The following is a 24,721-nucleotide window of genomic DNA, read 5'->3' on the forward strand; positions in this document are numbered from 1 at the left end:
TTTTTCAGTAATTTTTTATACATTTTTTTTAGTAATTAATAGTGTTTAATGGTGTTTAATTTTAGATATTTTGCTGCTTAGGGATGGTTGAGTTTTCTTACAAAAATGAAGGATGTAGGATGGTTGTCTTGAGATGTATTGGTCCATCAAATTTTTTCTTAGAAAGAGTTTTATTCCCAACTGACATTCTTACTTTTATGGCCCCAAATGATTCAAGAGTTGAAATCTGGGGAAATGAATTATATGGTCCAAAGTTGGAAGAGAGAATAAGAATTTCTGCTGATAACGAAGATTCAACGTTAGTGGCATAGAACAGATATTATCTAATTGTCTTCGAGTCAAAATTTTTTACAAATACCTATTTTTTATTGATATTATCAAACTAGTTTTAGTTTTATAGATGTATTATTTTTCTTCCTTTGCAATAGGTGGTTTCGTTCCTTCTGCAGCCATAGCTGGAGTTTTACTTTTAGTTGGATTAGGAGCCTTCTTTTATCTTGGTATTAAAGGACCCACAGATTATTAAAAATGAGTTAATGAACAAATATTAATTTTTCATAACCTTCTTAAACAAGTTATCACTATGGATTTAACAACTATTTTATTTATATTAAGCTTACCTTTCGTTTTATTAACAGTTTATTTTGGGACAAAAAATGATTTTTACGAGAGTGAAAACTATAAAGGAGATGGTTGTGCTCACGATGTTAAAAGGTAACTTTTATTCTAATTACCTGTAAACACGCAGGTCCATCTACTATCAAATTGCCAAACAGGTTTGTATATTTCATTAGTAATTTTTTCTCCTGCCTTATTACAAATATCTAAATCTTTCATTGGAATAGAATGTAAAGAAGGACTTGTTATTCCGCTAACCTCTGGCCTTCCTCCAGGTCCTTGTCTATAAGTTCCAATTATTAACCAATAGTTAGCTTTCGCAGAATCAGAAAAGATTAAGGAAAAAAGAAATAATAATATTAAAATAGATTTTTTTTTCATTTTTCAATACTAGCTTTTATTTTTTAAATGTAAATTGCTATTAATTAATTAGGTAATTTTATAATTTTTGGAATATTTAAAATTTGTTTTATACGGATTAATACAAGGGTTGACGGAATTTATCCCTGTAAGTAGTACAGCTCATCTAAAAATCATATCCCTTTTTTTAGGTATTGATGATCCTGGAGCTTCTTTGTCCGCTACTATTCAACTTGGCAGTGTTCTAGCCATAGCTTGGTATTTTAGGAATGATATTTTTAATTTCAGAAGTCAATCTTCCAAAAACTTTCTTGAATATCTCTTACATGAAAGATTGTTAAGGTCTATTTTGCTTGGTACTTTACCGATCGTTTTGCTTGGTGGGATGATAAAGATATTCATCCCTTCTTTTTTTGAAAACGTTCTTCGTTCAAATTTATCAATAGCATTGGTTTCATTTCTAATGGCTATTTTTATGTACTTGGCAGATAGTTCAAAAAGAGGTTCTATTAATATTAAAAACCATAATTATTCAAATAGTTTATTAATAGGTTTCTTTCAAGCATTTGCAATTTTTCCTGGTGTTTCAAGATCAGGGGTCACTATTTCTAGTGCTTTAATATCAGGATGGGAAAGAGGCGATGCTGCGAAATTTTCTTTTCTTTTAGGGATGCCAGCTATTTCTCTTGCTGCGATTGTTGAGTTTATTTCTTCTTTTAATGATTTTTTTTCACTAGGTTTTTTACCTCTTTTCGTTGGTCTTATTACGACATTTTTATCCTCCTTATTAGCAATAGATTTTTTATTAAAGTTTTTTTCTTCAAATGGATTGAAAATATTTATTATCTATCGAGTAATTTTTGGTGTTGTAATTCTTTTGAATTTGTAATTTACTTTGAAAAAAAATTTTTGCAATTATGTTAAGGTTTTAAAAAATTCTTTCTAATGAACATTTTTATATCTTTCCAATTAGGTGAAGTAGAAGTTTCTAATCTAACTATATTGGTTTTAGCTTTTTTTTCTTCTTTTACGTTCATAGCTGTAGGCATAAGTTCATATAAACTGTACAAATCGCTTATAAATGAAGAAGATAAATAATCGGAACGGCGGGATTTGAACCCACGACCCCCACTACCCCAAAGTGGTGCGCTACCAAACTGCGCTACGCCCCGTGTCATTACTATAAAGTTTAGATTGATTTAAATGTTATTCTTGATAGGATTGTTATCAGATCTCAATACACACTTGTCAACTTCCCAATTAAAGTTTTCCCATATATGGTCATCTAATTTATAGTTGCTTCCAGTAAAAACTCCTAACTTAACTTTTGTAGGTGAAGCGGAACAGTACTGCCTGCTTCCAGCTGATGCAAGATATTGTTGATGGTATTGTTCCGCATAAAAATATGAATCAATCATTTTTATTTCTGTTTCAATTAAACCAAGATTTTTTTTGCTTAGTTCCGTTTGATATTGTTCCTTACTGGCTAATATGGTTTTAATATTATTTTCATTTTTGTAATATATTGCTGATCTATATTGTGTTCCCATATCATTACCCTGTCTATTCTTTTGAGTAGGGTCATGACATTCCCAAAACATTTTTAATAAATCACTTACATCAATTTCCCTTTTATCCCATATAACTCTTACAACTTCTGAATGACCAGTTAAGCCGGAACACACTTCATAATAAGTTGGATTGTTTTTCCGCCCTCCAGCATAACCTACAGATGTTGTGATAACTCCAGGTAGTTTCCAAAAACATTTTTCAGCACCCCAGAAACAACCACATCCAAAAATTATTTCATCTTCTTCTACATTGGGATCTTTTTTGATATCTGTTTTTAATATTCTATGTAATGCATAAGCATCATTAGTTAAATTTGCCTCCTCATTATTCATAATGTTTTTCAGGAATTTAAACATAATTTAAATCTTTTAGTATAAGAAAAAAAATTACTTTTGGCTCTTAACAATTCTGGTAGCAAGTTCTCTATCCCAAAGTTGTTTATATAAACCATTCACTTCTACTAAAACTTTATGAGTCCCTTCTTGTACTATTTCTCCTTTATCCATTACTAATACCCTGTCACAGGTAGCTGCAACAGAAAGTTGGTGACTAATCATTATGATTGTTTTATTACTTCTATCACTCATTTCATCTATTATTCTTGCTGCTGTTTTATTATCTACGCTTGCTAAAGCATCATCAAGAACAACAATAGGAGAATCAACAAGAAGTGCTCTTCCTAGTGCCGTTCTTTGCCTTTGTCCACCACTTAATGTAATACCTCTTTCACCAACAATAGTTTTAAACCTTTGTGGAAAACTATTGATATCATCAATTAATCCAGCTTTTGTTGCGCTTTCTTTAACTAAATATTTAGAAGCTTTGGGTTCTCCAAAACTTAGGTTTTCTGAGATTGTAGAAGTAAATAAGAATGCTTCTTGAGGAACGATTGAAATATTTTTTCTAAGATCACTTAATTTTAAAGTTTTTACATCAATTTCATCTAAAAACAATTGATTGTCTGGTATTTCAATAGTCCGTCCTAGAGACTTAGCTAGTGTTGTCTTTCCACAACCTACTGGGCCAACTATTGCAATAAGTTCTCCAGGATAAATTTTAAAATTGAGATTATTTAATGCATTAAATTTTGATCCTGGATACTTTATCGTTAAATTTTTTGCTTCTAAGAATCCTTTAATCTTTCTTTTTAAAAATTTAGTTTCTTCTCTATCTACAATATTTGGGTTGTTCTGAAAGATTTCTTCAACGCGATCTAAACTTACTTGACCAAGTTGAAAAGTATTTAAGGTAAAACCTAATAGAGCTGTTGGAAAGACAAGTCTTTCTACGTAAAGAATTAAAGCTACTAAACCACCTATAGAAATAAATCCACTCTCTAATTGAAAAGTTCCTAATGATAATAAAATCAATAATGAAATTGAGGAAATCCCTTGTAACAAAGGGAATAGGGTACTCGCTGTTCTTGCAAGCTTTATCGCTGAATTTCGATAGGCCTTATTATATCTGTTAAATTCATTTTTCTCAGCATTCTCTTGAGCATAAATTTTAATGGCGCTTATACCAGATAGATCTTCTTGTATTAGATCACTAAGTTTTGATAATGATTCTTGTTGAGCTTTCCTTTGATTAACCATTCTGCCTCCAAATAGACTTACAATTCCAAGGATTAATGGAAAAATCATTAAAGCTGATATTGTTAATGGTTTATTAATCGAAAACATTGAAGGAATTGTGAATGAATATGCCAAGACAATGTTGCACAAGCTTAAAACTGTAAAACCTAAAAGTCTTCTTATGTTTTCAACATCGCTTGTAGCTCTACTAATAATGTCTCCACTTCCTTTTTTTTGAATCCATTCTGGATCTTGAATAAGTAAATGGTCAAACAGTTTTTGACGAAGATTTACCTCTACTTTTCTACCTATTCCGAAGACAATCTGCCTTGAAAATAATCTTATTAAACCCATACAAGTTGCTAAAAATATTAACCATAAAGATTTAGAAATAACAAAATCCGAAGAGAACCCATTTTGTAATTGGTCAATTATATTTTTTACTTCTAAGGGTATAACAACACTTAGTATATTTACTATTAAGAGAGCTAAAGCTCCATATAAGAATTCTTTTTTGTAGGGTCTTAAGTATTTAGATATAACTTTTATCTTTAAATTTTTCATTTAATTTTGCCGATATGATTAAGATAATGTTTCATTTTTAAATATGTGAGCTAATTTTATAAATGATTCAGTATTTATTTATGGGTAACGAGCAAACTCATCCATTACATGAAACAGACAAAAACATTATAGATTCCCTTATTACTAAAAAAACACCTGAAAATCTTGACTATATAAATTTAGCTAGATTAATAAATCGTTATGCCAATTTCCCAGGAGAAATTGAAATTAAAAACGATATTGAAAAAATTTTAAATTTTTGGAAGATCACTAAAAATGAACTTTTTTCAAAAACAAAAATTATTTGGTCAAAAAGCTTCAGGCCTTCCAATACAAATAAAGATTTAGTTGGTTCAGGTTTTGATACCTCAAATTAAATTTTATCTGCATAATTTTTCTTCCATAAATAAATGTTTTCTAATCTATCAAACTCTGAAATCCTAAATAATTTGTTGGAGGGAAGGGACCTTGATGAATTAACTTCTAGAACCTTAATGCAAAGATGGCTTAATGATGAAATTTCAGATGTTGAAACAGGAGCTTTTTTAAGTGCTTTGAGAGCCAAGAGTTCTACAGGTGTCGAACTAAGTTCTATGGCTGAGGAACTCTTAAATGTTTGCGAATTGCCAGTAGCAAGACCAAATTTGTATTTGGTAGATACTTGTGGAACAGGGGGTGATGGAGCTAATACATTCAATATTTCAACTGCAGTTGCATTTGTAGCTGCATCTTGTGGAGTAAAAGTTGCAAAACACGGAAACAAAAGTGCTAGCGGAAAAGTAGGTTCTGCGGATGTCTTGTTGAATCTTGGTTTAAATTTGAATTGTCCATTAGAAAAAGTAATTAAAGCCGTAAGTGAAATAGGAATAACTTTTTTGTTCGCACCTGTTTGGCATAAATCTTTAATAAAACTTGCTCCATTAAGAAAAACCCTTGGAATAAGGACAGTATTTAATCAACTTGGACCATTGGTAAATCCTTTAAGACCCAATGCACAGGTTTTGGGTGTTGCTTCTGAGGATCTTTTAAAACCTATGGGAAGTGCTCTTTTAAAAATGGGTATGAATAGAGCAATAGTCGTTCATGGATCTGGCGGCCTTGATGAAGCTTCGCTTCAAGGAGTAAATAAATTAGTTTTTGTTGAAAATGGTGAATTGCGGTTTTCAGAAGTAAATATTTCAGACTTTAGCCATGAGAATATATCTAACGAAAAGCTTGTGGTTTCTGATATTGATTCTAACGAGGAAATATTAAAGTCAGTTTTAAATGGTTCTGGAAAAAAATCTCATATTGATGTAGTTGCCTTGAACTCTGCTTTAGTGCTTTGGGCAGCAGGAATTGAGGATGATTTAAAAGAAGGATTTAATAAAGCTTTATTTTCGATAAATCAAGGAGATCCTTGGAAAAAGTTTTTACTTTTAAAAAATTATTTACATGCAAATTAATTAATTTCAAATTGATGATTAATCCATATAAGAAAAACGCGAAATTGGTTTTAAGTAATGGAATTGTATTCCCAGGATTCTTTTTTGGTGCTTCTGGTACAGCCATTGGTGAAATAGTTTTTAATACTGGAATGACCGGATATCAGGAAGTTATTACTGATCCAAGTTATTATGGACAGTTATTAACATTTACTTATCCAGAGATTGGAAATACTGGTATTAATTTTGAAGATTCAGAATCCGATATTAATGTTAAAGGTATAATTGTTAGAAATTTTTCATCTAGTAGCAGCAATTGGAGATCTAAAAAGAATTTTAATCAATGGTTAGTTGAGAAAAACATCGTAGGTCTATATGGAATTGATACAAGGGCTCTTGTTAAAATTTTAAGATCTAGTGGCGCGATGAATGGAGTTATTACCTCTCTAGATAGAACTGATGAAAGTAGTTTAAAGATAATTTGTGACACTCCGAAGATGGAGGGACTAAATTTATCAAAAGTTGTTTCAACAAAGCAACAATATTTATGGAAAAGCCATACGCAAACAAGTTTTGATTTAAGAAAAAGATATTATGAATCTTCTAAAAAGTTAAAAATAGTAGCAATTGATTTTGGAATTAAAAATTCAATTCTTAATAGACTTGTATCCCATGGTTGTGAAGTTTTGGTTTTACCTTCACGATCTTCTCTGAATGATGTTCTGTCTAACAAGCCGGATGGTATATTTTTCTCAAATGGTCCAGGCGATCCTTCTTCTGTTACTGAAGGTATAGACTTAGCAAGATCACTTATTGAATATGGAGAAATACCTATGTTTGGTATTTGCCTAGGCCACCAAATATTTGGATTAGCATTAGGAGGTTCAACTTATAAATTACCTTTTGGACATCGTGGTTTAAATCATCCTTGTGGAGAAAATAATAAAATTGAGATAACTAGTCAGAATCATGGCTTTGCTATTGATCCCAATTCTCTCTCAAAGGACAGAGTTAGAATTACCCACTATAACCTCAACGATAATACTGTGGCTGGCCTAGAGGTTTATAATAAGCCTATATTTAGTGTGCAATATCATCCAGAAGCAGGACCTGGCCCACATGATTCAGATTATTTATTTAAAAAATTTGTTTCTCTAATGTTAGAAAGATGTTGACATATTGTTTTCATTTGATTTGATAATTACATTTGATATATAAATTTTTTGGAGGTATTAAATCATAGAAGAATTCCAGAAGTTAACCGTTTCTTTAAGAGGAAACCTTGAGGTTAAAACAAACATATTGGTTTTTAGTTTTAAAGGCCAACTAGATGCTTTCTCAGAAAAACAATTTAAGACTTTTGTCACTAATAATTTAAAAAATGACCTTCCATTCGTTATTGATCTTACAAAAATAGATTTTTTAGATTCATCGGGTCTTGGAGCACTTGTTCAAACTTCAAAAGAATGCAAAAAGTCAAAACTTGGTTTTTCTGTCGTTGGCAATTCGAGAGTGGCCCAAACAATCAAACTTGTTCGTTTAGGGGATTTTCTTAACTTGAAGTCAAGCCTTGAAGATGCATTAAATTTTTTAAAGAATTGAATTATTGGATTCAAAACTTGGTTCCATATGGATCTCCCGAGGATATAGGTGTTATTCAACTTGCTTGGCTTGGAGATTCGGTATGGGAGCTCCACCAAAGACTAAGGCATGTTCATTTTCCTCTAAAATCTAAAGATCTCCACTTATCTGTAGTAAACGAAGTAAAAGCAAAATCTCAGTCAAAATCTTTAAGTCAAATTGAACATTTGTTAAATTCAAATGAAATGGATTTAATTAGGCGTGCTAGAAATAAAACAAAGAGATATCCAAAATCATCAGACCCCACCATATATTCTAGAGCAACTGGTTTTGAAACTCTTATTGGCTGGCTATTTTTAAAAGATCCTCAAAGATTATCAAAACTTTTTGAATATTTAGAATTAAAAATGAATTGAATCTATGAAAAACTCCTCAAATAAATTTCGCGGAAAAAATAATAAAGAATACAAAAAAAATTCAGATTTTGGTTATTACTCAAAAAATTCAAATCGTTCAGAAAAAAATGATAGATTTTTGAACAATTCCGTTAAAAATAAGAAAGTTGAAAATTTAAAAAAAAATGATGAAAATAATACTTTTTCTTCTTTAAAAAGAAGAAATCCAAGTTTTAAATCACAAACAGAGTTTCCTAATAAAAATTCTGATATGCATCAAGAGTTTATTAATAAGAGACATTTTGATGATTGGATATGGGGTAAACATTCGGTTTATGAGGCTCTTATTAGCGATAGAGCAATTAATAGGATTTGGTGCACTTCGGAAATTTTTTCTTCAGATAAATTCTATATTTTGCTTAAGAATCTTAAATCAAAAGGAGTTCTTATTGAAGAAGTTACTTGGAAAAGGCTTTCGCAATTGACATATGGTGCTTCGCATCAAGGCGTTGCATTGCAGTTGGCATGCTCTAAAACAATATCGCTAGAACAATTAATTAATTTTTCTAAACACAATTGTCCAAATCCTATAATTGTCGCATTAGATGGTATAACTGATCCTCATAATGTTGGTGCGATTATGAGGTCAGCGGAAGCATTTGATTGCAAAGGTGTAATTATTCCGCAGAGAAGGTCCGCAGGATTGACTGGAACAGTCGCCAAAGTAGCTGCAGGAGCTTTAGAACATCTTCATGTAAGTAGAGTTGTTAATCTAAATAGAGCACTTGAGGAACTTAAGAAAAATGGTTTTCTTATAGTTGGCTTATCTGGAAATGGTCAAATATCTATCTCAAGTTTTCAAGAAAAAGCACCTTTGGTAGTTGTAGTAGGCTCTGAAGATAAAGGTATTTCTTTGCTTACTCAAAAAAAATGCGATTTTATATTAAGTATTTCTCTTAAAGGTAAGACTTCAAGTTTAAATGCCTCTGTGGCGGCTGCCATATCCCTATTTCACTTGACAAGTAAATAATTTTTATTGTTTCTAATCACATTTTTTAAAGACCATTTAAATGTTGTTGTTTCAATACATTTATATGATTAATAAAAATTTATTGAATTTTCACTACAAAATTGTATAGAATTTAACAAGAATTGATGGCCTTACAGGCCAATAAAATTGATTAGAAACTTTGGAAACAAACTCGGTTTAGCTTGGTGGGCTAAAATTGAGACAGACCAACCTAGTATTACCTACTGGTTCGGACCATTTATTACTAAACGTAGTTTAAAAGAAAATATGTCTTCTTTTATTAAAGAACTCTCTGATGAAGGGTCTAAAAATATTAAACACAGTTTAGTGCGTTGCAAAAAAGAAGAACCATTAACTGTTTGATAACTTTGAGTTTAGAAATAAATAAGATATGAATTTTAATTCTTTAAGAAAAGAAATTACCAGTAATAATATTTCTGTTAAGGAATTAGTTAATGATATCTTTGCAAAAATCGATCAAAAAGATCCTGAAATTAATTCATATATTTGTATTACAAAAGACAATGCTATTGAGCAAGCAGAGAACATTGATAAATTAATTAAAAATAAAGAAAAACTGCCTCCTCTCGCGGGGATCCCAATAGCAGTAAAGGATAATATTTGTACCAAAGGAGTTGCAACAACTTGTGCAAGTAAAATGCTCAAAAGCTTTGTTGCGCCTTATGAATCCACAGCTTCGAGTAAATTATGGTCTTCAGGGGGAATTTGTTTAGGAAAAACAAATTTAGACGAATTTGCAATGGGTAGTTCAACGGAAACTTCAGTATTTGGAGTCACTTCAAATCCTTGGGATATTAATAGAGTCCCAGGAGGTAGTTCAGGTGGAAGTGCTGCTTCAGTTGCCGCTGGATTTTGTGCAGCAGCTATAGGTTCTGATACAGGAGGATCAATAAGGCAACCAGCTTCTTTTTGTGGGGTCGTAGGTCTTAAACCTACTTATGGCAGAGTTAGCAGATGGGGACTTGTCGCATTTGCTAGCTCTCTTGATCAAATTGGCCCAATTACTAATACCGTTTCAGATGCGGCCGAAATTCTTTATTCAATATCTGGTAAAGACCCCTTTGACTCAACATGTCTTGACAAGCCAGTACCAAATTATTTGACTGATCTAAATAAATCTATAAAGGGTTTAAAAATTGGAATCATTAAAGAATGTTTTGAACACCCAGGGCTTAATCCAGAAGTTAAAGAATCTGTTCTTTCTGGAGTTGATAGATTTCAAGCTTTAGGCGCTGAAATTATAGAAGTTGAATGTCCAAGATTTAATGATGGAATTGCGACATATTATGTCATTGCTCCATCTGAAGCCTCAGCAAATTTAGCTAGATATGATGGAGTTAAATATGGCTACAGATCGAATGAAGGTTCAAATCTTATAGACATGACTTCAAAAAGTAGAGCTGAAGGTTTTGGAGATGAGGTAAAAAGAAGAATTTTGATAGGTACTTATGCCTTGTCAGCTGGATACAGTGATGCTTACTACAAGAAGGCACAAAAAGTTAGGACACTTATAAGAAATGATTTTGATTACGCTTTTAAGAAAGTAAATGTTTTATTAACTCCAACTTGCCCAACTACAGCTTTTTTAAAGGGAGATTTTGTCAATGATCCACTCTCGATGTATTTGTCTGATCTATTAACTGTTCCTGCTAATTTAGCAGGTCTACCAGCAATCAGTATCCCTTGTGGCTTTGATAAAAAAGGATTACCTATAGGAATGCAATTAATAGGCAATGTATTAGAAGAAGATAGAATATTAAATGCCGCAAATATCTTTGAAATTGATGCTCAGGTAATTAAGAACAGACCTTTATTTTAAATTTGTATTAATAATTAATTTGTAAGCACAAAATATAGATCTTTTAGAAATTTTCTCTATCTTATATATATAAATTATTTGAATATGGCTTTCGTTCCTCTTCATAATCATAGTGACTACAGTTTGCTTGATGGTGCCAGTCAAATTTCAAAAATTGTTGATAGAGCTTGTGATCTTGGAATGGAATCGATAGCTCTTACTGATCATGGAGTTATGTATGGTGTTCTCGATTTGGTCAAGAAGTGTAAAGAGAAAGGTATAAAACCAATTATTGGTAATGAAATGTATGTGATTAATGGTTCTATTGATGATCCTCAACCAAAAAAAGAAAAAAGATATCATTTGGTGGTGTTAGCAAAAAATCATGCTGGATATAAGAATCTAGTGAAGTTAACAACAATTAGTCACCTAAATGGGATGAGAGGTCGAGGCATTTTTTCTAGACCATGTATTGATAAATCTCTTTTAAGCAAATATAGTGATGGTTTGATAGTTTCTACAGCTTGTCTTGGAGGTGAGATACCTCAGGCTATTTTAAAAGGTAGATTAGACATAGCAGAAGATATAGCTATTTGGTATAAAAAATTATTTGCAGATGACTTTTATCTAGAAATACAAGATCACGGCTCAATTGAGGATAGAATTGTTAACGTTGAATTAATTAAAATTGGGAAGAAGCATCAAATAAAAGTCATCGCGACCAATGACGCTCACTACTTATCAAGTATGGATGTTGAAGCACATGACGCTTTGCTTTGTGTATTAACAGGAAAGCTCATAAGTGATGAAAAAAGATTGAGATATACCGGTACAGAATATATTAAAAGTGAAAGTGAAATGCTTGAACTTTTTAAAGATCATATTGATGATGAATCAATTATTGAGGCAGTTAACAATACAGTAGAAATTTCTCAGAAAGTTGAAGAATTTGATTTGTTTGGTAATTATAGAATGCCAAAATTCCCTCTTAACGAAGATACAGATTCATTTTCATTCCTTACACAATTATCTAACAAAGGCCTTTTAAAAAGACTTAAAAAAAATGATCTTTCAGAAGTTGATGAGAACTATAAAAAAAGACTATCTTCCGAATTAAAAATTATTAAAGATATGGGCTTCCCAGATTATTTTTTGGTTGTTTGGGACTACATCAAATTTGCTAGAGATAACTCTATCCCTGTAGGACCAGGTAGAGGCTCTGCAGCAGGCTCATTAGTAGCTTATGCTCTTCAGATTACAAATATAGATCCTGTTGAGCATGGATTGTTGTTTGAGAGATTTTTAAATCCAGCAAGAAAGTCAATGCCAGATATTGACACCGATTTTTGTATTGATAGGAGAAATGAAGTAATAGATTATGTTACTAATCGTTATGGAGAGGATAAAGTAGCGCAAATAATTACTTTCAATAAGATGACCTCTAAGGCGGTTTTAAAAGATGTTGCAAGGGTTTTAGATATTCCATATGGAGAAGCGGACAAATTGGCTAAGTTAATACCGGTTGTAAGAGGGAAACCTTATAAATTAAATGAAATGATTGACAAGAATTCTCCTAGCCAAGAGTTTAGAGAAAAATATATTAATGATAATAGGGTGAAAAAATGGGTTGATTTGGCTTTGAGAATTGAAGGAACTAATAAAACATATGGAGTTCATGCTGCTGGAGTTGTTATCGCATCAGATCCTCTTGACAAGCTTGTACCTCTTCAAAGAAATAATGAAGGGCAAATAATAACCCAATATTCTATGGACGATATCGAATCACTTGGATTATTGAAAATGGATTTCTTGGGTCTTAAGAATCTTACAATGATTGAAAAAACAGTTTCTCTAATTAATCAATCTACTGGAAGGAAGATAAACATTGATGAGTTACCACAAAATGATGGTAAAACCTTCGATCTTATCGGGAGAGGAGATCTTGAAGGTATTTTTCAACTTGAATCTTCCGGTATGAAACAGGTCGTTAGGGATTTCAAACCTAGCTCTCTAGAGGATATTTCGTCCATATTGGCTCTTTATAGACCTGGTCCTCTTGATGCAGGCCTTATACCTAAATTCATAAATAGAAAAAATGGGAACGAAAAGGTTGATTTCCCTCATCCTTTTATTAAGTCAATCCTCACTGAAACCTATGGAATTATGGTTTATCAAGAACAAATCATGAAAATTGCTCAAGACCTAGCCGGTTATTCTCTGGGTGATGCTGATTTACTTCGAAGAGCAATGGGGAAAAAGAAAGTTTCTGAAATGGTCAAGCATAGGAATATTTTTGTAAAAGGTTCCATGAAGAAAGGTGTTAATGAAAAATTAGCAAATGATCTTTTTGATCAAATGGTTTTATTCGCAGAATATTGTTTTAACAAAAGTCACTCAACTGCTTATGGTGCCGTAACTTATCAAACTGCATTTTTAAAAGCCCATTTTCCTGTTGCTTATATGGCAGCTCTTTTAAGTGTAAATTCTGGCTCTAGCGACAAGATGCAAAGATATATTTCTAATTGTTATTCCATGGGAATAGAAGTTATTTCACCGAGCATTAATTTTTCTGGGGTTGATTTCACTATTAAGAATAATCAGATTTTATTCGGGTTATCTGCAATTAAGAATTTAGGAGATTCTGCAATAAGAAATATAATTGAAAACCGAGATAGTTTTGGAACCTTTAAGTCATTAGCAGATTTGTGCGACCGTTTGCCTTCTAATGTTCTTAACAAAAGAAGTCTTGAATCTCTAATTCATTGTGGAGCACTGGATGAGTTTTCAAATGATAATAATAGGGCTCAGTTATTATCAGATCTTGAACATGTTATTGAGTGGGCATCTTCAAGAAATCGTGACAGATTATCAGGACAAGGAAATCTATTTGACTCTAAAGATGAATTTTCTAATGTTGCTTTTTCAGATTCACAATTAGCTAAAGTTGATGATTATTCACTTATTGAGAAGTTAAAGTTAGAAAAGCAGCTATTAGGCTTTTACTTATCTGATCATCCTCTAAAGCATTTAACCAAGCCAGCAAAACTTATATCACCTGTAAGTATTTCGCAGTTAGAAGAAACAAAGGATAGAAGCAAAGTCTCTTTGGTTGGAATGATCCCCGATTTGAAGCAAATTACAACGAGAAAAGGTGATAGGATGGCTATAGTTCAGCTTGAAGATCTTTCTGGAAGTTGCGAAGCAATAGTTTTTCCTAAAACCTATGTTAGATTATCAGAATTTCTTCTTACTGATACTAGATTGTTGGTTTGGGGTACAATCGATAAAAAAAGTGATAAGACTCAGTTAATAATTGATGATTGTAGAGAAATCGATAACCTTAAGCTGCTAATTATTAATCTTGAAAGTTCTCAGGCATCAGATGTAAGGGTACAAAATACTTTGAGAGACTGTTTAATTAAATTTAAACCAGATAAAGGTAGATGTGGAATTAAGATTCCAGTTTTAGCTGCAGTTAGAAATAAAAATAATGTTACCTACGTTAAATTTGGCGAACAATTCTGTATTGGAGATATTCAAGGTGCATGCAAATTATTAGAAGATAAATCATTCCAAGTTAATTTGAAATCTTTAGTTTCCTAGATTAACTTTTATCCTCAAAGTTTTGCGTGGCAGGTTTGAAGGCAGCTTTTGCGCGTTGTATGTTCATTGGAATATTTTCAATACCAAAAAAGGATCCAGGCTCTTTATCCCAACTAGCTGATAATATACCAAAACTCAATCCTGCCAGACCTAGCAAGAAAAACAATGCTGAAATTGCAATTGTTGAAGAAGGTGGTATTTCAGCAATATTTCTTGTAACTATAATGTAGCTCACAACAAAAACAGACATTCCTAATATTGTCGGTATTCCAGCTGTGAAAAATATTCTTCTTGCCATTCTATCTGCGACATATTTAGGTATGCCATTTGAGGATTTCTTTGAGGAAGTTACAGTGTTAGACGTTTTTTCTATGTTAGCGAATGCAGTTGTCTCAGAATTAATTTTTTTCTTTTTATTTTGTGTCTTTTTTTTGGATTGCTTTTTTTTCATTAAATGAGGTCATCCTCTGATTCCAATTTTCTTTACTAGTTCTTGATATTTCTGAACGTTTTTTTCTTTTAAGAAAGATAATAATCTTTTTCTTTTACCAATCATTTTTAATAATCCTTGCCTTGAAGCGAAATCGTGAATGTTTCCTTGGAGGTGGTCACTTAATTTCGATATTCTTTTTGAAAGCAGAGCTACTTGAACTTCGGATGAACCTGTATCAGTTGGATGTACTTGATGAGTCTCAATCAGCTTCTGTTTTTCAGCTGTATCTAATGACATAAAATTTATTTCTTTACTCTATGATACTACGTCATCTAGCTAAATTACTACTATCTTTATCTAAATAATTCATAGCTAATTTCAATAAATTTTCAAATGATAAATTATTTTTCATAGCAAGGAGATCTACTTCTTTATTAATATTTGCCAAAATAGTCTTGATTTCTTTATTTTTGTAATTTAAAGATCGAAGGGTTAACTGAAGATCTTCGATCATTTTATTAATTTCTTGATCCTTAATCTTAAATTCAACTTTGCCTTTTGTATCTTCAAATTGTATTTCACTTTTAAATTTATTTTTTAATTCTAAAATTAAACGATCACCCATTTTTTGTCCTACACCAGGTACAGAACATATTAATTTTTTGTTTTGTGTTTTAATTGCATTGATAACTTCATTAATTGAAAATTTATTTAATATTCCCATACCGATTTGAGATCCAACACCTCGGATACTTAAAATTTCAATAAAAAAATCCTTTTGATCCTTTGATGTAAAGCCAAATAATAAATCTGAATCTTCTTTCTTAATATGTTTTAACCAAAGAGTAATGTTTTTATTAGATATCTGATTTGTTTTTAATTTGAGAAAAAAGAATTCTAGTATTTGTATTTCGTATCCTAATCCTTGACAATTTATTAAAACAAAAAATTTTTGATTAGTTTGCCATAACTCAACCAATTCTCCATTTATCCAACTAATCAATTAACCACCATCCACCTGACAACCAATTAACGCACCTGCAGTCCCACCAGCAGGTACGGCCCAAAATCTGTCTTTACCCCTAGATGAGGATAGTGCTATTCCAGCACCAAGAATACCTCCAATAATAGAACCTTCACTACAGTCATTATCATCAATTTTTTCAGCTTTATTTTGACCGCCACATGGTATTACAACATCAACTTCATAACTTTTTACGTAGCCTGGATTTGATTTTGTTCCAGGAATATACTCCTCTCTATATTCAGTTCTTGTACAAGTTATTGACTTTGGAGTTGCTTTTACTTGAACAATAGGAGAAAAACAAAACAATAAAGCTAAATAGTAAAATTTCACCTTTTTTTTAACTCTATCTTTATTCTATGTCCTTTTGATTATTTTGGTAGTAGATATAATAGTTCCTAATAAAACTAGTGAGGCTCCTAATAAAAAATTTATGTTGATTATTTCACTAAAAAAAAATATGCCCCAAATTGAACCGAATAAAACTTGTAAATAGTTAACTGTTGATGCTTCAGAAGCAGGTAAATTTTTTAATCCCACAGTTAAGAAAGTCTGACCTAATTGAGTAAATAAGCCAATCCCTATTATCCAAACTAATTCATTCCAATTTGGAGTAACCCAGTTCATCAATACAATTGGTAGTAGAGTAATAAAAGAAACAAGTGGAAAATATTCAATAATTACATAAACATCTTCAGTAAATGAGAGTTTTTTAACTGTTACGTAAGCTAATGCGGTGCAGATTGCTCCAAGAAATGCCACCAAAATCGAAACATTTTCAATTTCAACGTTTATAGTTGATAACTGGCTTGGATTTAAAATTACTAATATTCCAATCCAGCCAAGAATTAAAGCAAAAATTATATTACGAGTTATTTTTTCATTAATAAATATGCCAGCAAATATAGATATAAAAATAGGATATGTGTACTGAATGACGGTAGATATGCTAAGAGGCATATTTCTTATTGCATAAAAAATACAAACTAATGCTAAAGTTCCTAAAGCACCTCTTAAGATAAGTAATGGTTTGTTTTTACCCCATGGATTTATATTTTTTAAATTGATTATGAATAATGTAATTATTAAACTTAATAATGATCTAAATAAAACTAATTCATAAATAGGTATCCTTTTATCAATATTTTTAACGCACAAAGTCATCAAACTGAAGAAGAATGATGCAAATACTAAATTAAACTTATTCAATGAAATGAATTTTTTTTCTAATTCTTCAAGGTTTATCATTTAAAAAAATAGTTTTTTTGTGAAATTAAGTAGATTCTTATTTGATTTTGACCTATAACAAATAAATTATTATTAATTTTTTTACTAATCTCAATGGTTCATTCTATACACCCAAGAACTATTCAGGAGGTTAAGGAAAAAGCAGATATTGTTGACGTTATATCTGAACATATTGTTCTTAAGAAGAAAGGCAAAGAATTTGTTGGGATTTGTCCTTTTCATGATGATACTAAGCCATCTATGACAGTATCGCCAAGTAAACAATTCTATTATTGTTTCTCTTGTGGTGCTGGGGGTAATTCTATTAAATTTTTAATGGAATTTACTCGTGCAAATTTTTCAGATGTTGTACTTTCACTTGCCAAGAAAAATAATATCAATGTTGAAAATCTTGAGGGTCCCCAATTAGAAGCTTTTAAAAAACAATTATCTAGAAAAGAAGAGCTTTATAAAATATTAAGAGTCACCAAAAATTGGTTTAAATCTCAATTAAATAATTCTTTAGGTTGCGAAGCTATGAAATATTTAACATCCAAGAGAAAATTGAATAATAAAATTATTGATGACTTTGAATTAGGTTTTGCGCCGAATTCATGGAATGATTTATTTAACTATCTATCCAAGGTAGAAAAATTTCCTATTAATCTAATATTGTCTTCAGGGCTTGCAATTTCTAAAGATAATTCTGACAAAATATATGATCGTTTTAGAAATAGATTAATAGTTCCAATACATGATATGCAGGGACGTGTAGTTGCCTTTGGTGGAAGATCTCTTGATGGTCAGGAACCTAAATATCTTAATTCTCCTGAATCAGAGATATTTGAAAAAGGCAAGATGTTGTTTGCATTTGAAAAAGCATCTAGCAATATTAGAAAAAGTGATAAAGCTATTATTGTTGAGGGATACTTTGATGTAATTGCTCTTCATTCAAAAGGTATTGCGAATGCTGTAGCTTCCCTCGGCACCGCATTAAATAAGTATCAAATTTCTCAACTATGTAGATGTACAGATAATAAAAATATAATCATAAATTTTGATTCTGATAATGCAGGGATATTAGCTACAAAAAGAGTAATAAACGAAGTCGAAAGCTTATCTCTACATGATCAAATTAACCTTAAGATACTTCAACTTAATGATTTTAAAGATCCTGACGAATTTTTGAATAGTCATACACCAGAAGATTATATTAATCTCATTGATAATTCATCCTTTTGGATTGATTGGGAGATTGATCAGATCTTTAAAGATAAAGATTTAACTAAGTCTGAAAATTTCCAAAGTGTTATTTCTTCATTGGTAAAATTGTTGAGTAAATTACCTCAATCTTCAATAAGAACTCATTACTTACAAAAAGTTTCCGAACGATTGAGTAAGGGACAGGCAAGGTTAGCGATACAGTTTGAACAAGATTTAAGAAATCAAGTTAAGGGATTTCGTTGGCATGGTAGATCAAAAAAATTTGAACAACCAAATGAAATTTCTCGGCGTGAAAAAAATGAATCGGAAATAATCTTTTATTATTTGCATTGTCCTGATCTTCGCTTATTTATTCGCGATGAATTTCTCAAAAGAGAAATTAATGGTTTTAATACTAATCATATTCAAAATTTATGGGAAGCTATTTCAAAAATTGAACAAAATAATTTAGGTTTAAATTATTTAAATGAATTAAAAGAATCTAATAATCAAAATCTTCAAGAAGAGTTTTTTGCTATTGACTTGATTTCACTTCTTACTGATCACTTAGCTCTTTATAATCCTGATTCATCAAATAAAATTAATAATTTTGTTAATCCAAATGAGTTGTTTTTAACCTTGCTTACTAATCCTAAAGATAATTTACTTGGAACTTTATCACTTCTGGAAAAATATAATTCTTTAAAAAGATGTAGACACTTGATCGAATCTTGGGGATCACAAAGATTAAAAACTTTAGAAAATTGTATTTCTATTTTAATTGATAAATCTTCTTCAGGTTCCTCAGAGACTAATAAAGAAATAGATGATCTCTTTAAGGATTTAAACTCAGATGCGATTAAATTTCAGGAATTGTATTACTTAGAAAGAAAACATATAAGTTTTTTAGATAAACAACGCTGTGGTAATTTCATTGCTAGCTAATGTATTTTATTTAAATTTACAGGCAGTATTTTTTAATCATATTTTTTACCTTTTTGGGCTTGTCTTCAAGAATATAAGCTTCCACTTCTTTTGCATATGTTCCAGAAAAATTGGAGGTTGAGAACTCTAATGATCTCCTCTTACTTTGATGTAATTTAGCTTCTAAATTTTTAATATCCCCTACTGTCTTATTGTTGTTACATTTTTGTATAGCATGAGTAGCTTCATGTCTTAACGCTTTTCTTATTGCCAATTTTGTTTTGAGGTTTTCTTTATTTGGATGCTGCTTTTCATTTCTGTAATTTGTTTTCCTTTTTGCATTCTCAGTGCATATTATTATTTTATTTTCTATAAAATTATGTAGCCCTTTTATTTCTTTATTTAAGAGACATTCAATTTTATTCTCTTCAACTTTGTAGTTTGCTTGTATTAATAAGTCAAGAATCTCTTTATCTAATTTGCTTAAAAATATAATAAATTCCATTTTATTTTTTTACTTTACTATAGTTGGGATCTGTTCTATATCAGTTGTAGATGAGCGACTTAAGAAATTCTTATTCATCTTCCAACTTTTTGGCGTTTTCGTAATAGCCCATGTAATCGCATTGTTATTAAATCTTTTATTTAATAAATCAATAGTTCTCATGAGAATTGCTGATTTTTTTAGGTCTTTCTGAGATTTGTAATTGATAACTGATTGTTGTAAATATTCGCTATTAGTTAAATCCTGCATTAAAACACCAGCTTTTGAAAATTTATATTCGGGATTATAAATTTCTTTAGATAATTCAACTACTATTTTTAAAATGCTGTTTGTGTCGTCTGTTGCATTTGTAAGTTTTCTATGAGCACTTCTTTGATAATTTTGACTTGAATATTTACTGGTTCTTGCGAATACTCTAATATTAGATGATTGCAAATTCTGACTTCTCATTTTTTCAGATGCTTTTATTGCGTGAGTCGCTAGTGCTTGAGTTAAGTCTTCTAATTTTGTGACAGGAGTACCGAAACTCCTGCTTACCTGAATTTCTTTTTTTGATTTCTTGTTTTTTTCTATAGGCAGACATTTATAACCTTTCAGTTCTAATTGCAATCTTTTTCCTACTATGCCTAGTTTTTTGATGATTTCATTTTCTTCCATATCTCTTAATTCTTTCGCATTCTTAATACCTTTACTTTGCAACCAATTAGAGGTTTGTTTCCCGACTCCCCATATCTTATCTACACTAATTCTTTTTAAATAATTGTTCTCATTTCTGGTTATAGCTAAATCAAATATTCCAGCTGAATAATAAATATTTTTAGCTAATTTATTAGCAATTTTTGCTCTTACTTTATTTTCTCCTATGCCTACTGTTATGGTAATCCCTAAATTCTGATATATTAATGATCTTATGTTTCTTGCCCAAGGATATAGATTTTTATCATTAGGTCTAGAAATTGAGATAAATGCTTCGTCAATAGAATAAATTTCTATTTCTTCACAGTAATTTTTTAGTAAATTCATTAGTCTTCTGCTCATATCTCCGTAAAGAGAGTAGTTTGAGCTTAAGACTGCTACATCCAATTTATTTAATTTTTCTTTGATCTTAAAATAAGGAGTTCCCATTTTGATTTTTAAAGCTCGCGCTTCAGGACTTCTCGCAATAATACATCCATCATTATTAGATAAAACTACTACTGGTTTATTTCTCAAATTAGGATTAATATTTTGTTCACATGACGCATAAAAATTATTAGCATCTATAAGAGCTATAGCATTATTACTTGAAATTATCATTAATAGCTGTGTATTGAATAAATAACAACTCCCCATATCTGTACATCAATATGATTTTTAAAGCTAAAATCAGGATAATTATGATTTTCTGCTTTTAAATATAATTCATCATTTTTTATAGATAATCTTTTTATTGTAAATTCTCCGTCTATCATTGCGATGACAATATTCCCTGGCTTGGCGATTAAACTTTTGTCTACTATTATTAAATCTTTATCTTTAATTCCTGCATTTATCATTGAGTCACCTTTAACTCTAAGAAAAAAAGTGCTAAACGGATTAGATATTAAATGTTCATTTAAATCAATATTTTCTTCCGTATAGTCATCTGCGGGAGAAGGGAACCCTGCAGATACCGAATCATTTAATAAGGGGATTCTGAACTTTTTAGTAGCTTGATCAAAGGAATTCAAGATTTAAATTAATAGTATATATGTACTATAGAGTAAAAATTCGAAAAATAGTTAGTTATTAAAGTTTTATAGATTAATTTTAGATTAAATCTAATCTTTTTAAGAACGATGGTAAGGGGAGTTGTTAGATATAGAGACAGCTCTATAGATTTGCTCGAGAAGGATTAATCTAGCTAATTCATGAGGAAAAGTTAAAGGAGACAAACTTAGTATGAGATCTGAATTTTTTTTTATATCTGAATTTATTCCATCAGTATCACCAATTAAGAAATTAATTTTTTTATTTTTAAAACTTAAGAGAAAAGAACATAGTTCAACTGAATTAAACTGCTTCCCTTCTTCACTTAGGCAGATAATAATATTGTTATTAGATCTAAGATTATTTAAATTAAAAGTCTTTAACTCATTAATGATAAGTTCAGGCATTCTTTTTTTGTATTGATTAATTCCTTCTCTAATCCAAAGTTTTTTTATTTTGCCGATAGCATAAATTTTTAATCTATTACTCTGAAGCATAAGTAAATATTAAAACTAATTATTCATCAAGAAGATAATTAAATTCATCATATAGTTCCTCTTCAGTTGTTAATTTCTTAGAAAAATTAGCTTTTCTAGGATTCATATTAATTTGATTAAGCTCACTTTTTCTTAGTGAATTATTAACGTTAGAAGTCTCTTCTAAAGATTCTGAATTATCAATTAACGCATAAAAAATTTTATTAGGATCTTCTGAATTAAGTGGATTAGAACTTAAATTATCATTGTTTGATATATTTGTGTTGTTACTTATATTTTTAATTTCGTTATTTAAATTTTTATTTTTTTTAAATTTATTGAGTTTATCTAAATTTTTTTTTGATAAGCTCATGATATAAAGTATTAAATTCATATTTAATTTAAACATATTATTTATCTTTTAGATGAATTCTAAAAACCATCATCAAAAAAAAAGATTTGGACAACACTGGTTGGTAAATAAAAAAATATTAGAAAAAATCAAAGAAATTGCTGTTCTTAATGAAAATGACTTTATTTTAGAAATTGGCCCAGGTAAAGGAGCTTTAACCTCTAAGTTGTTAGATTCAGAAATTAAAAAATTACATGCGATTGAATTAGATAAAGATTTAATAAATTTATTAAATGATAAATTCAATAATAATGATAAGTTTTCACTTCAGCAGGGAGATATTCTTACCGTAAATTTAGATTCGATCAATAAGAAGATTACAAAAGTGATTGCAAATATTCCTTACAATATAACTGGCCCAATATTAGATATTTTCATAGGTCGATTGGGCATTATAAAAAATTATAATTACGAAAAAATAATATTTTTAATGCAGAAAGACGTTGTAGATAGGATTTTGTCAAAAGAAGGAAGTCCCAATGCTGGTGCACTTAGTGTAAGAATGCAACTTCTATCAAAAATAAAAAGAATATGTGATGTACCCCCTTCATCATTTAGTCCACCTCCAAAAGTTTTTTCTTCTTTAGTAGTTTTCGAACCAATTAAGAATGATTTAAGATTAGATATTAGTCTGGAAAAATATATAGATAAACTTCTTCGAATTTCATTTAATTCAAGAAGAAAAATGCTTAGAAATACTCTTAATTCAATACTTTCAAATGAAGAGATAAATGAATTATCTGAATCTTCAAAAGTTTGTTTTAATTTAAGACCACAAGATATTTCAATTGACCAATGGATTAAGCTTGCAGAAAATTGTATTAAAATTAAAAAATAAAAATTTAAGTATATGCAAAATTTAGCTAAAACGAAAATTAATATAAAATCTCCTGCCAAAATAAATTTGCACCTTGAAGTTATTGGTAAAAGAGAGGATGGTTTTCATGAGTTAGCAATGATTATGCAAAATATCGATCTATCTGATTATTTAGAATTTGAATTTAATAATGAAGGTTTAATTAAGCTTGAATCTGATTGTAATAATTTAAGCTTGTCTGATGATAACTTAATTGTTAAATCGGCAAATCTATTAAGGAAAAAATCAAATATAGATTACGGTGCGAATATATTTTTAAGAAAAAATATTCCAATTGGCGCAGGATTAGCTGGTGGATCCAGTAATGCAGCAGCAACATTAATTGGTCTTAATAAGTTATGGGATTTGAATTTAGATAAAGAAACATTATGTTCATTAGCATCAACTTTAGGATCTGATATTCCATTTTTTATAAATGGTGGTATTCAATTATGTTTTGGAAGAGGAGAAATTTTGGAGAAATTAGATTCAAACTTTGAATATGGAGTAATTCTTTTAAAAAATCCAAATGTATCAGTATCTACAGCTGAAACTTATAAAAAATATAGTAATAGATTTTGTGAACAATATCTTACAAATAGAGAAATGGTTGAGAAAATAAGAAATGATTTAAGAGATAATGGTTTAAATAATTTTAGTTTTGATAATCAACATTTAACTATAAAAAATGATTTGCAGTTAGTTGTTGAAAATGAAAATGATTCTGTAAACCAGGCATTATATTTACTTTCTAAATTAGAAAATTGTCTCACATTTTCAATGAGTGGATCAGGCCCTACATGCTTTGCACTCTTTAAAAATTTAGAGACTGCTAAAAAAGAATTAGCTGCAAATTCTAAATTATTTAAAGATAAAGGTTATGATTCATGGGTTTGCACTTTCCTTAAAAAGGGAATAACATTCATTTAAAATTTTTTTTTATGTAAAAATCTATTGTGGCTGATAATAATAATGAGAATATTGAAAAAAATATTCCCGAAAAAGGACCTTTAAATTTTATTGTTGGATCATTAACAAGTTTTTTATTATTTATATTTTTTTATTTTTTAAGTAATAAAATTGCAATTTATTTTTCAGTACATAGACCATCTAATTCTTCTGAAATAGTCCAAAATATTTCCTCTAGTATCAATACCTTAATAATTGGATTATCTTTTTTGCTAACTTTCTCTTTTGCATTTATTGGTATAGGACTTTTTATTGTATTTATTCGCAGTTTTATTGTGAAGAAAAGTTGATTTGCCAATATTATTAAGAAAACTCTTTCTTTGAATGTCTTTACATGACTTAGGCCTTTTAGTCCTTTTGCTATCGCCTGGAATGATTTTATCAATATTGCTACTCATAACCTTCGCTGAAGGAGGTTGAATTA

Annotated in this window: 30 protein-coding genes and 1 tRNA gene; 17 read left to right on the plus strand and 14 right to left on the minus strand. The window is 30.0% G+C overall.

Features of this window, described 5'->3' with window-relative positions; translation table 11 throughout:
* The first annotated feature begins 83 nt into the window (after positions 1 to 83).
* From AMO19_RS07740 to AMO19_RS08810, 3 genes are all read left to right on the plus strand, one after another.
* Positions 84 to 311 (plus strand): DUF1830 domain-containing protein, encoded by a 228-nt coding sequence (locus AMO19_RS07740; protein WP_011862870.1) that lies wholly within the window; start codon positions 84 to 86, stop codon positions 309 to 311.
* Positions 312 to 400: 89 nt separating this feature from the next.
* The gene (locus AMO19_RS08805) at positions 401 to 526 is read left to right on the plus strand and encodes a hypothetical protein (protein ID WP_257008987.1); all 126 of its coding nucleotides are present in this window, start codon (positions 401 to 403) and stop codon (positions 524 to 526) included.
* 57 nt (positions 527 to 583) lie between these two features.
* Positions 584 to 718 (plus strand): hypothetical protein, encoded by a 135-nt coding sequence (locus AMO19_RS08810; RefSeq protein WP_011818343.1) that lies wholly within the window; start codon positions 584 to 586, stop codon positions 716 to 718.
* A gap of 8 nt (positions 719 to 726) precedes the next feature.
* On the opposite strand, the gene AMO19_RS07745 is transcribed toward AMO19_RS08810, so the two are convergent.
* Positions 727 to 999: a hypothetical protein gene (locus AMO19_RS07745; protein WP_075507982.1), complete on the minus strand. Its 273-nt coding sequence runs from the start codon at positions 997 to 999 to the stop codon at positions 727 to 729.
* A 67-nt stretch (positions 1,000 to 1,066) separates the two neighbouring features.
* Between AMO19_RS07745 and AMO19_RS07750 the strand changes: the two genes are divergently transcribed.
* The gene (locus AMO19_RS07750) at positions 1,067 to 1,867 is read left to right on the plus strand and encodes an undecaprenyl-diphosphate phosphatase (RefSeq protein WP_075507983.1); all 801 of its coding nucleotides are present in this window, start codon (positions 1,067 to 1,069) and stop codon (positions 1,865 to 1,867) included.
* A gap of 209 nt (positions 1,868 to 2,076) precedes the next feature.
* Here the strand turns inward: AMO19_RS07750 and AMO19_RS07755 are convergent.
* The 3 genes from AMO19_RS07755 to AMO19_RS07765 all read right to left on the minus strand — a co-directional run bounded on the left by AMO19_RS07755 (position 2,077) and on the right by AMO19_RS07765 (position 4,688).
* A tRNA-Pro gene (locus tag AMO19_RS07755) sits at positions 2,077 to 2,150 on the minus strand.
* A gap of 27 nt (positions 2,151 to 2,177) precedes the next feature.
* Positions 2,178 to 2,906, minus strand: coding sequence for a peptide-methionine (S)-S-oxide reductase MsrA (msrA, locus tag AMO19_RS07760; protein ID WP_075507984.1), 729 nt, complete (start codon positions 2,904 to 2,906; stop codon positions 2,178 to 2,180).
* A 30-nt stretch (positions 2,907 to 2,936) separates the two neighbouring features.
* Positions 2,937 to 4,688 carry an ABC transporter ATP-binding protein gene (locus AMO19_RS07765; RefSeq protein WP_075507985.1) on the minus strand — a complete coding sequence of 584 codons (1,752 nt, stop codon included), beginning with the start codon at positions 4,686 to 4,688 and terminating at the stop codon, positions 2,937 to 2,939.
* A gap of 80 nt (positions 4,689 to 4,768) precedes the next feature.
* Here AMO19_RS07765 and AMO19_RS07770 point away from each other — a divergent pair, with 80 nt between their 5' ends.
* The 9 genes from AMO19_RS07770 (at position 4,769) to AMO19_RS07810 (ending at position 14,540) form a co-directional block, all read left to right on the plus strand.
* Positions 4,769 to 5,065: a DUF3288 family protein gene (locus AMO19_RS07770; protein ID WP_075508059.1), complete on the plus strand. Its 297-nt coding sequence runs from the start codon at positions 4,769 to 4,771 to the stop codon at positions 5,063 to 5,065.
* A 33-nt stretch (positions 5,066 to 5,098) separates the two neighbouring features.
* Positions 5,099 to 6,133 carry an anthranilate phosphoribosyltransferase gene (gene trpD / locus AMO19_RS07775; protein WP_075507986.1) on the plus strand — a complete coding sequence of 345 codons (1,035 nt, stop codon included), beginning with the start codon at positions 5,099 to 5,101 and terminating at the stop codon, positions 6,131 to 6,133.
* Positions 6,134 to 6,147: 14 nt separating this feature from the next.
* Positions 6,148 to 7,287, plus strand: a complete 1,140-nt coding sequence (carA, locus tag AMO19_RS07780) for a glutamine-hydrolyzing carbamoyl-phosphate synthase small subunit (RefSeq protein WP_075508060.1) — start codon at positions 6,148 to 6,150, stop codon at positions 7,285 to 7,287.
* Between the two features lie 64 nt (positions 7,288 to 7,351).
* Positions 7,352 to 7,714, plus strand: coding sequence for an STAS domain-containing protein (locus AMO19_RS07785; RefSeq protein ID WP_306452422.1), 363 nt, complete (start codon positions 7,352 to 7,354; stop codon positions 7,712 to 7,714).
* Entirely contained in the window at positions 7,711 to 8,109 is a 399-nt protein-coding gene (locus tag AMO19_RS07790) for a Mini-ribonuclease 3 (protein WP_075507988.1), read from the plus strand. Before AMO19_RS07785 ends, AMO19_RS07790 begins: the two co-directional genes overlap by 4 nt.
* 4 nt (positions 8,110 to 8,113) lie before the next feature.
* Positions 8,114 to 9,118, plus strand: coding sequence for a 23S rRNA (guanosine(2251)-2'-O)-methyltransferase RlmB (rlmB, locus tag AMO19_RS07795; RefSeq protein ID WP_075507989.1), 1,005 nt, complete (start codon positions 8,114 to 8,116; stop codon positions 9,116 to 9,118).
* 147 nt (positions 9,119 to 9,265) lie between these two features.
* Complete coding sequence (locus tag AMO19_RS07800; RefSeq protein ID WP_075507990.1) at positions 9,266 to 9,481, plus strand: DUF1816 domain-containing protein; 216 nt, start codon at positions 9,266 to 9,268, stop codon at positions 9,479 to 9,481.
* Between the two features lie 28 nt (positions 9,482 to 9,509).
* On the plus strand, positions 9,510 to 10,958 hold the full coding sequence (gene gatA / locus AMO19_RS07805) for an Asp-tRNA(Asn)/Glu-tRNA(Gln) amidotransferase subunit GatA (RefSeq protein WP_075507991.1): 1,449 nt from the start codon (positions 9,510 to 9,512) through the stop codon (positions 10,956 to 10,958).
* 84 nt (positions 10,959 to 11,042) lie between these two features.
* Entirely contained in the window at positions 11,043 to 14,540 is a 3,498-nt protein-coding gene (locus AMO19_RS07810) for a DNA polymerase III subunit alpha (protein WP_075507992.1), read from the plus strand.
* A 1-nt stretch (position 14,541) separates the two neighbouring features.
* Here AMO19_RS07810 and AMO19_RS07815 read toward each other — a convergent pair whose 3' ends face one another.
* The 5 genes from AMO19_RS07815 to AMO19_RS07835 are packed head-to-tail and all read right to left on the minus strand — an operon-like array spanning position 14,542 to position 17,245.
* Positions 14,542 to 14,991: a PAM68 family protein gene (locus AMO19_RS07815; RefSeq protein WP_075507993.1), complete on the minus strand. Its 450-nt coding sequence runs from the start codon at positions 14,989 to 14,991 to the stop codon at positions 14,542 to 14,544.
* A 9-nt stretch (positions 14,992 to 15,000) separates the two neighbouring features.
* Positions 15,001 to 15,270, minus strand: a complete 270-nt coding sequence (rpsO, locus tag AMO19_RS07820; RefSeq protein WP_075507994.1) for a 30S ribosomal protein S15 — start codon at positions 15,268 to 15,270, stop codon at positions 15,001 to 15,003.
* A gap of 31 nt (positions 15,271 to 15,301) precedes the next feature.
* Positions 15,302 to 15,976 carry a Holliday junction branch migration protein RuvA gene (gene ruvA, locus AMO19_RS07825; RefSeq protein ID WP_075507995.1) on the minus strand — a complete coding sequence of 225 codons (675 nt, stop codon included), beginning with the start codon at positions 15,974 to 15,976 and terminating at the stop codon, positions 15,302 to 15,304.
* The gene (locus AMO19_RS07830) at positions 15,977 to 16,330 is read right to left on the minus strand and encodes a glycine zipper 2TM domain-containing protein (protein WP_075507996.1); all 354 of its coding nucleotides are present in this window, start codon (positions 16,328 to 16,330) and stop codon (positions 15,977 to 15,979) included.
* A 24-nt stretch (positions 16,331 to 16,354) separates the two neighbouring features.
* Positions 16,355 to 17,245: a DMT family transporter gene (locus tag AMO19_RS07835; protein WP_075507997.1), complete on the minus strand. Its 891-nt coding sequence runs from the start codon at positions 17,243 to 17,245 to the stop codon at positions 16,355 to 16,357.
* Positions 17,246 to 17,338: 93 nt separating this feature from the next.
* On the opposite strand from AMO19_RS07835, the gene dnaG reads away from it, so the two are divergent.
* Positions 17,339 to 19,372 carry a DNA primase gene (gene dnaG, locus AMO19_RS07840; protein ID WP_075507998.1) on the plus strand — a complete coding sequence of 678 codons (2,034 nt, stop codon included), beginning with the start codon at positions 17,339 to 17,341 and terminating at the stop codon, positions 19,370 to 19,372.
* A 16-nt stretch (positions 19,373 to 19,388) separates the two neighbouring features.
* Here the strand turns inward: dnaG and AMO19_RS07845 are convergent, their stop codons facing one another.
* The 5 genes from AMO19_RS07845 to AMO19_RS07865 form a co-directional block, all read right to left on the minus strand.
* Positions 19,389 to 19,856, minus strand: coding sequence for a serine hydroxymethyltransferase (locus tag AMO19_RS07845; RefSeq protein WP_075507999.1), 468 nt, complete (start codon positions 19,854 to 19,856; stop codon positions 19,389 to 19,391).
* A 9-nt stretch (positions 19,857 to 19,865) separates the two neighbouring features.
* Positions 19,866 to 21,152 (minus strand): Y-family DNA polymerase, encoded by a 1,287-nt coding sequence (locus AMO19_RS07850; protein ID WP_075508000.1) that lies wholly within the window; start codon positions 21,150 to 21,152, stop codon positions 19,866 to 19,868.
* Entirely contained in the window at positions 21,152 to 21,565 is a 414-nt protein-coding gene (locus tag AMO19_RS07855) for a LexA family protein (RefSeq protein ID WP_075508001.1), read from the minus strand. Before AMO19_RS07855 ends, AMO19_RS07850 begins: the two co-directional genes overlap by 1 nt.
* A 99-nt stretch (positions 21,566 to 21,664) precedes the next feature.
* On the minus strand, positions 21,665 to 22,081 hold the full coding sequence (locus AMO19_RS07860) for a 23S rRNA (pseudouridine(1915)-N(3))-methyltransferase RlmH (protein ID WP_075508002.1): 417 nt from the start codon (positions 22,079 to 22,081) through the stop codon (positions 21,665 to 21,667).
* A gap of 19 nt (positions 22,082 to 22,100) precedes the next feature.
* A complete protein-coding gene (locus AMO19_RS07865) occupies positions 22,101 to 22,433 on the minus strand; it encodes a hypothetical protein (RefSeq protein ID WP_075508003.1) in 333 nt (110 codons plus the stop codon).
* A gap of 52 nt (positions 22,434 to 22,485) precedes the next feature.
* Between AMO19_RS07865 and rsmA the strand changes: the two genes are divergently transcribed.
* From rsmA to AMO19_RS07880, 3 genes are read left to right on the plus strand one after another with little or no spacing between them, the layout of a single operon-like run.
* Entirely contained in the window at positions 22,486 to 23,310 is an 825-nt protein-coding gene (gene rsmA, locus AMO19_RS07870; RefSeq protein ID WP_075508004.1) for a 16S rRNA (adenine(1518)-N(6)/adenine(1519)-N(6))-dimethyltransferase RsmA, read from the plus strand.
* A 12-nt stretch (positions 23,311 to 23,322) separates the two neighbouring features.
* Positions 23,323 to 24,258, plus strand: a complete 936-nt coding sequence (gene ispE / locus AMO19_RS07875; protein WP_075508005.1) for a 4-(cytidine 5'-diphospho)-2-C-methyl-D-erythritol kinase — start codon at positions 23,323 to 23,325, stop codon at positions 24,256 to 24,258.
* A 26-nt stretch (positions 24,259 to 24,284) separates the two neighbouring features.
* Entirely contained in the window at positions 24,285 to 24,587 is a 303-nt protein-coding gene (locus AMO19_RS07880) for a DUF3082 domain-containing protein (RefSeq protein WP_075508006.1), read from the plus strand.
* Positions 24,588 to 24,721 lie beyond the last annotated feature (134 nt).

This window comes from Prochlorococcus marinus, from assembly GCF_001180245.1.
Lineage (GTDB): Bacteria > Cyanobacteriota > Cyanobacteriia > PCC-6307 > Cyanobiaceae > Prochlorococcus_A > Prochlorococcus_A marinus_F.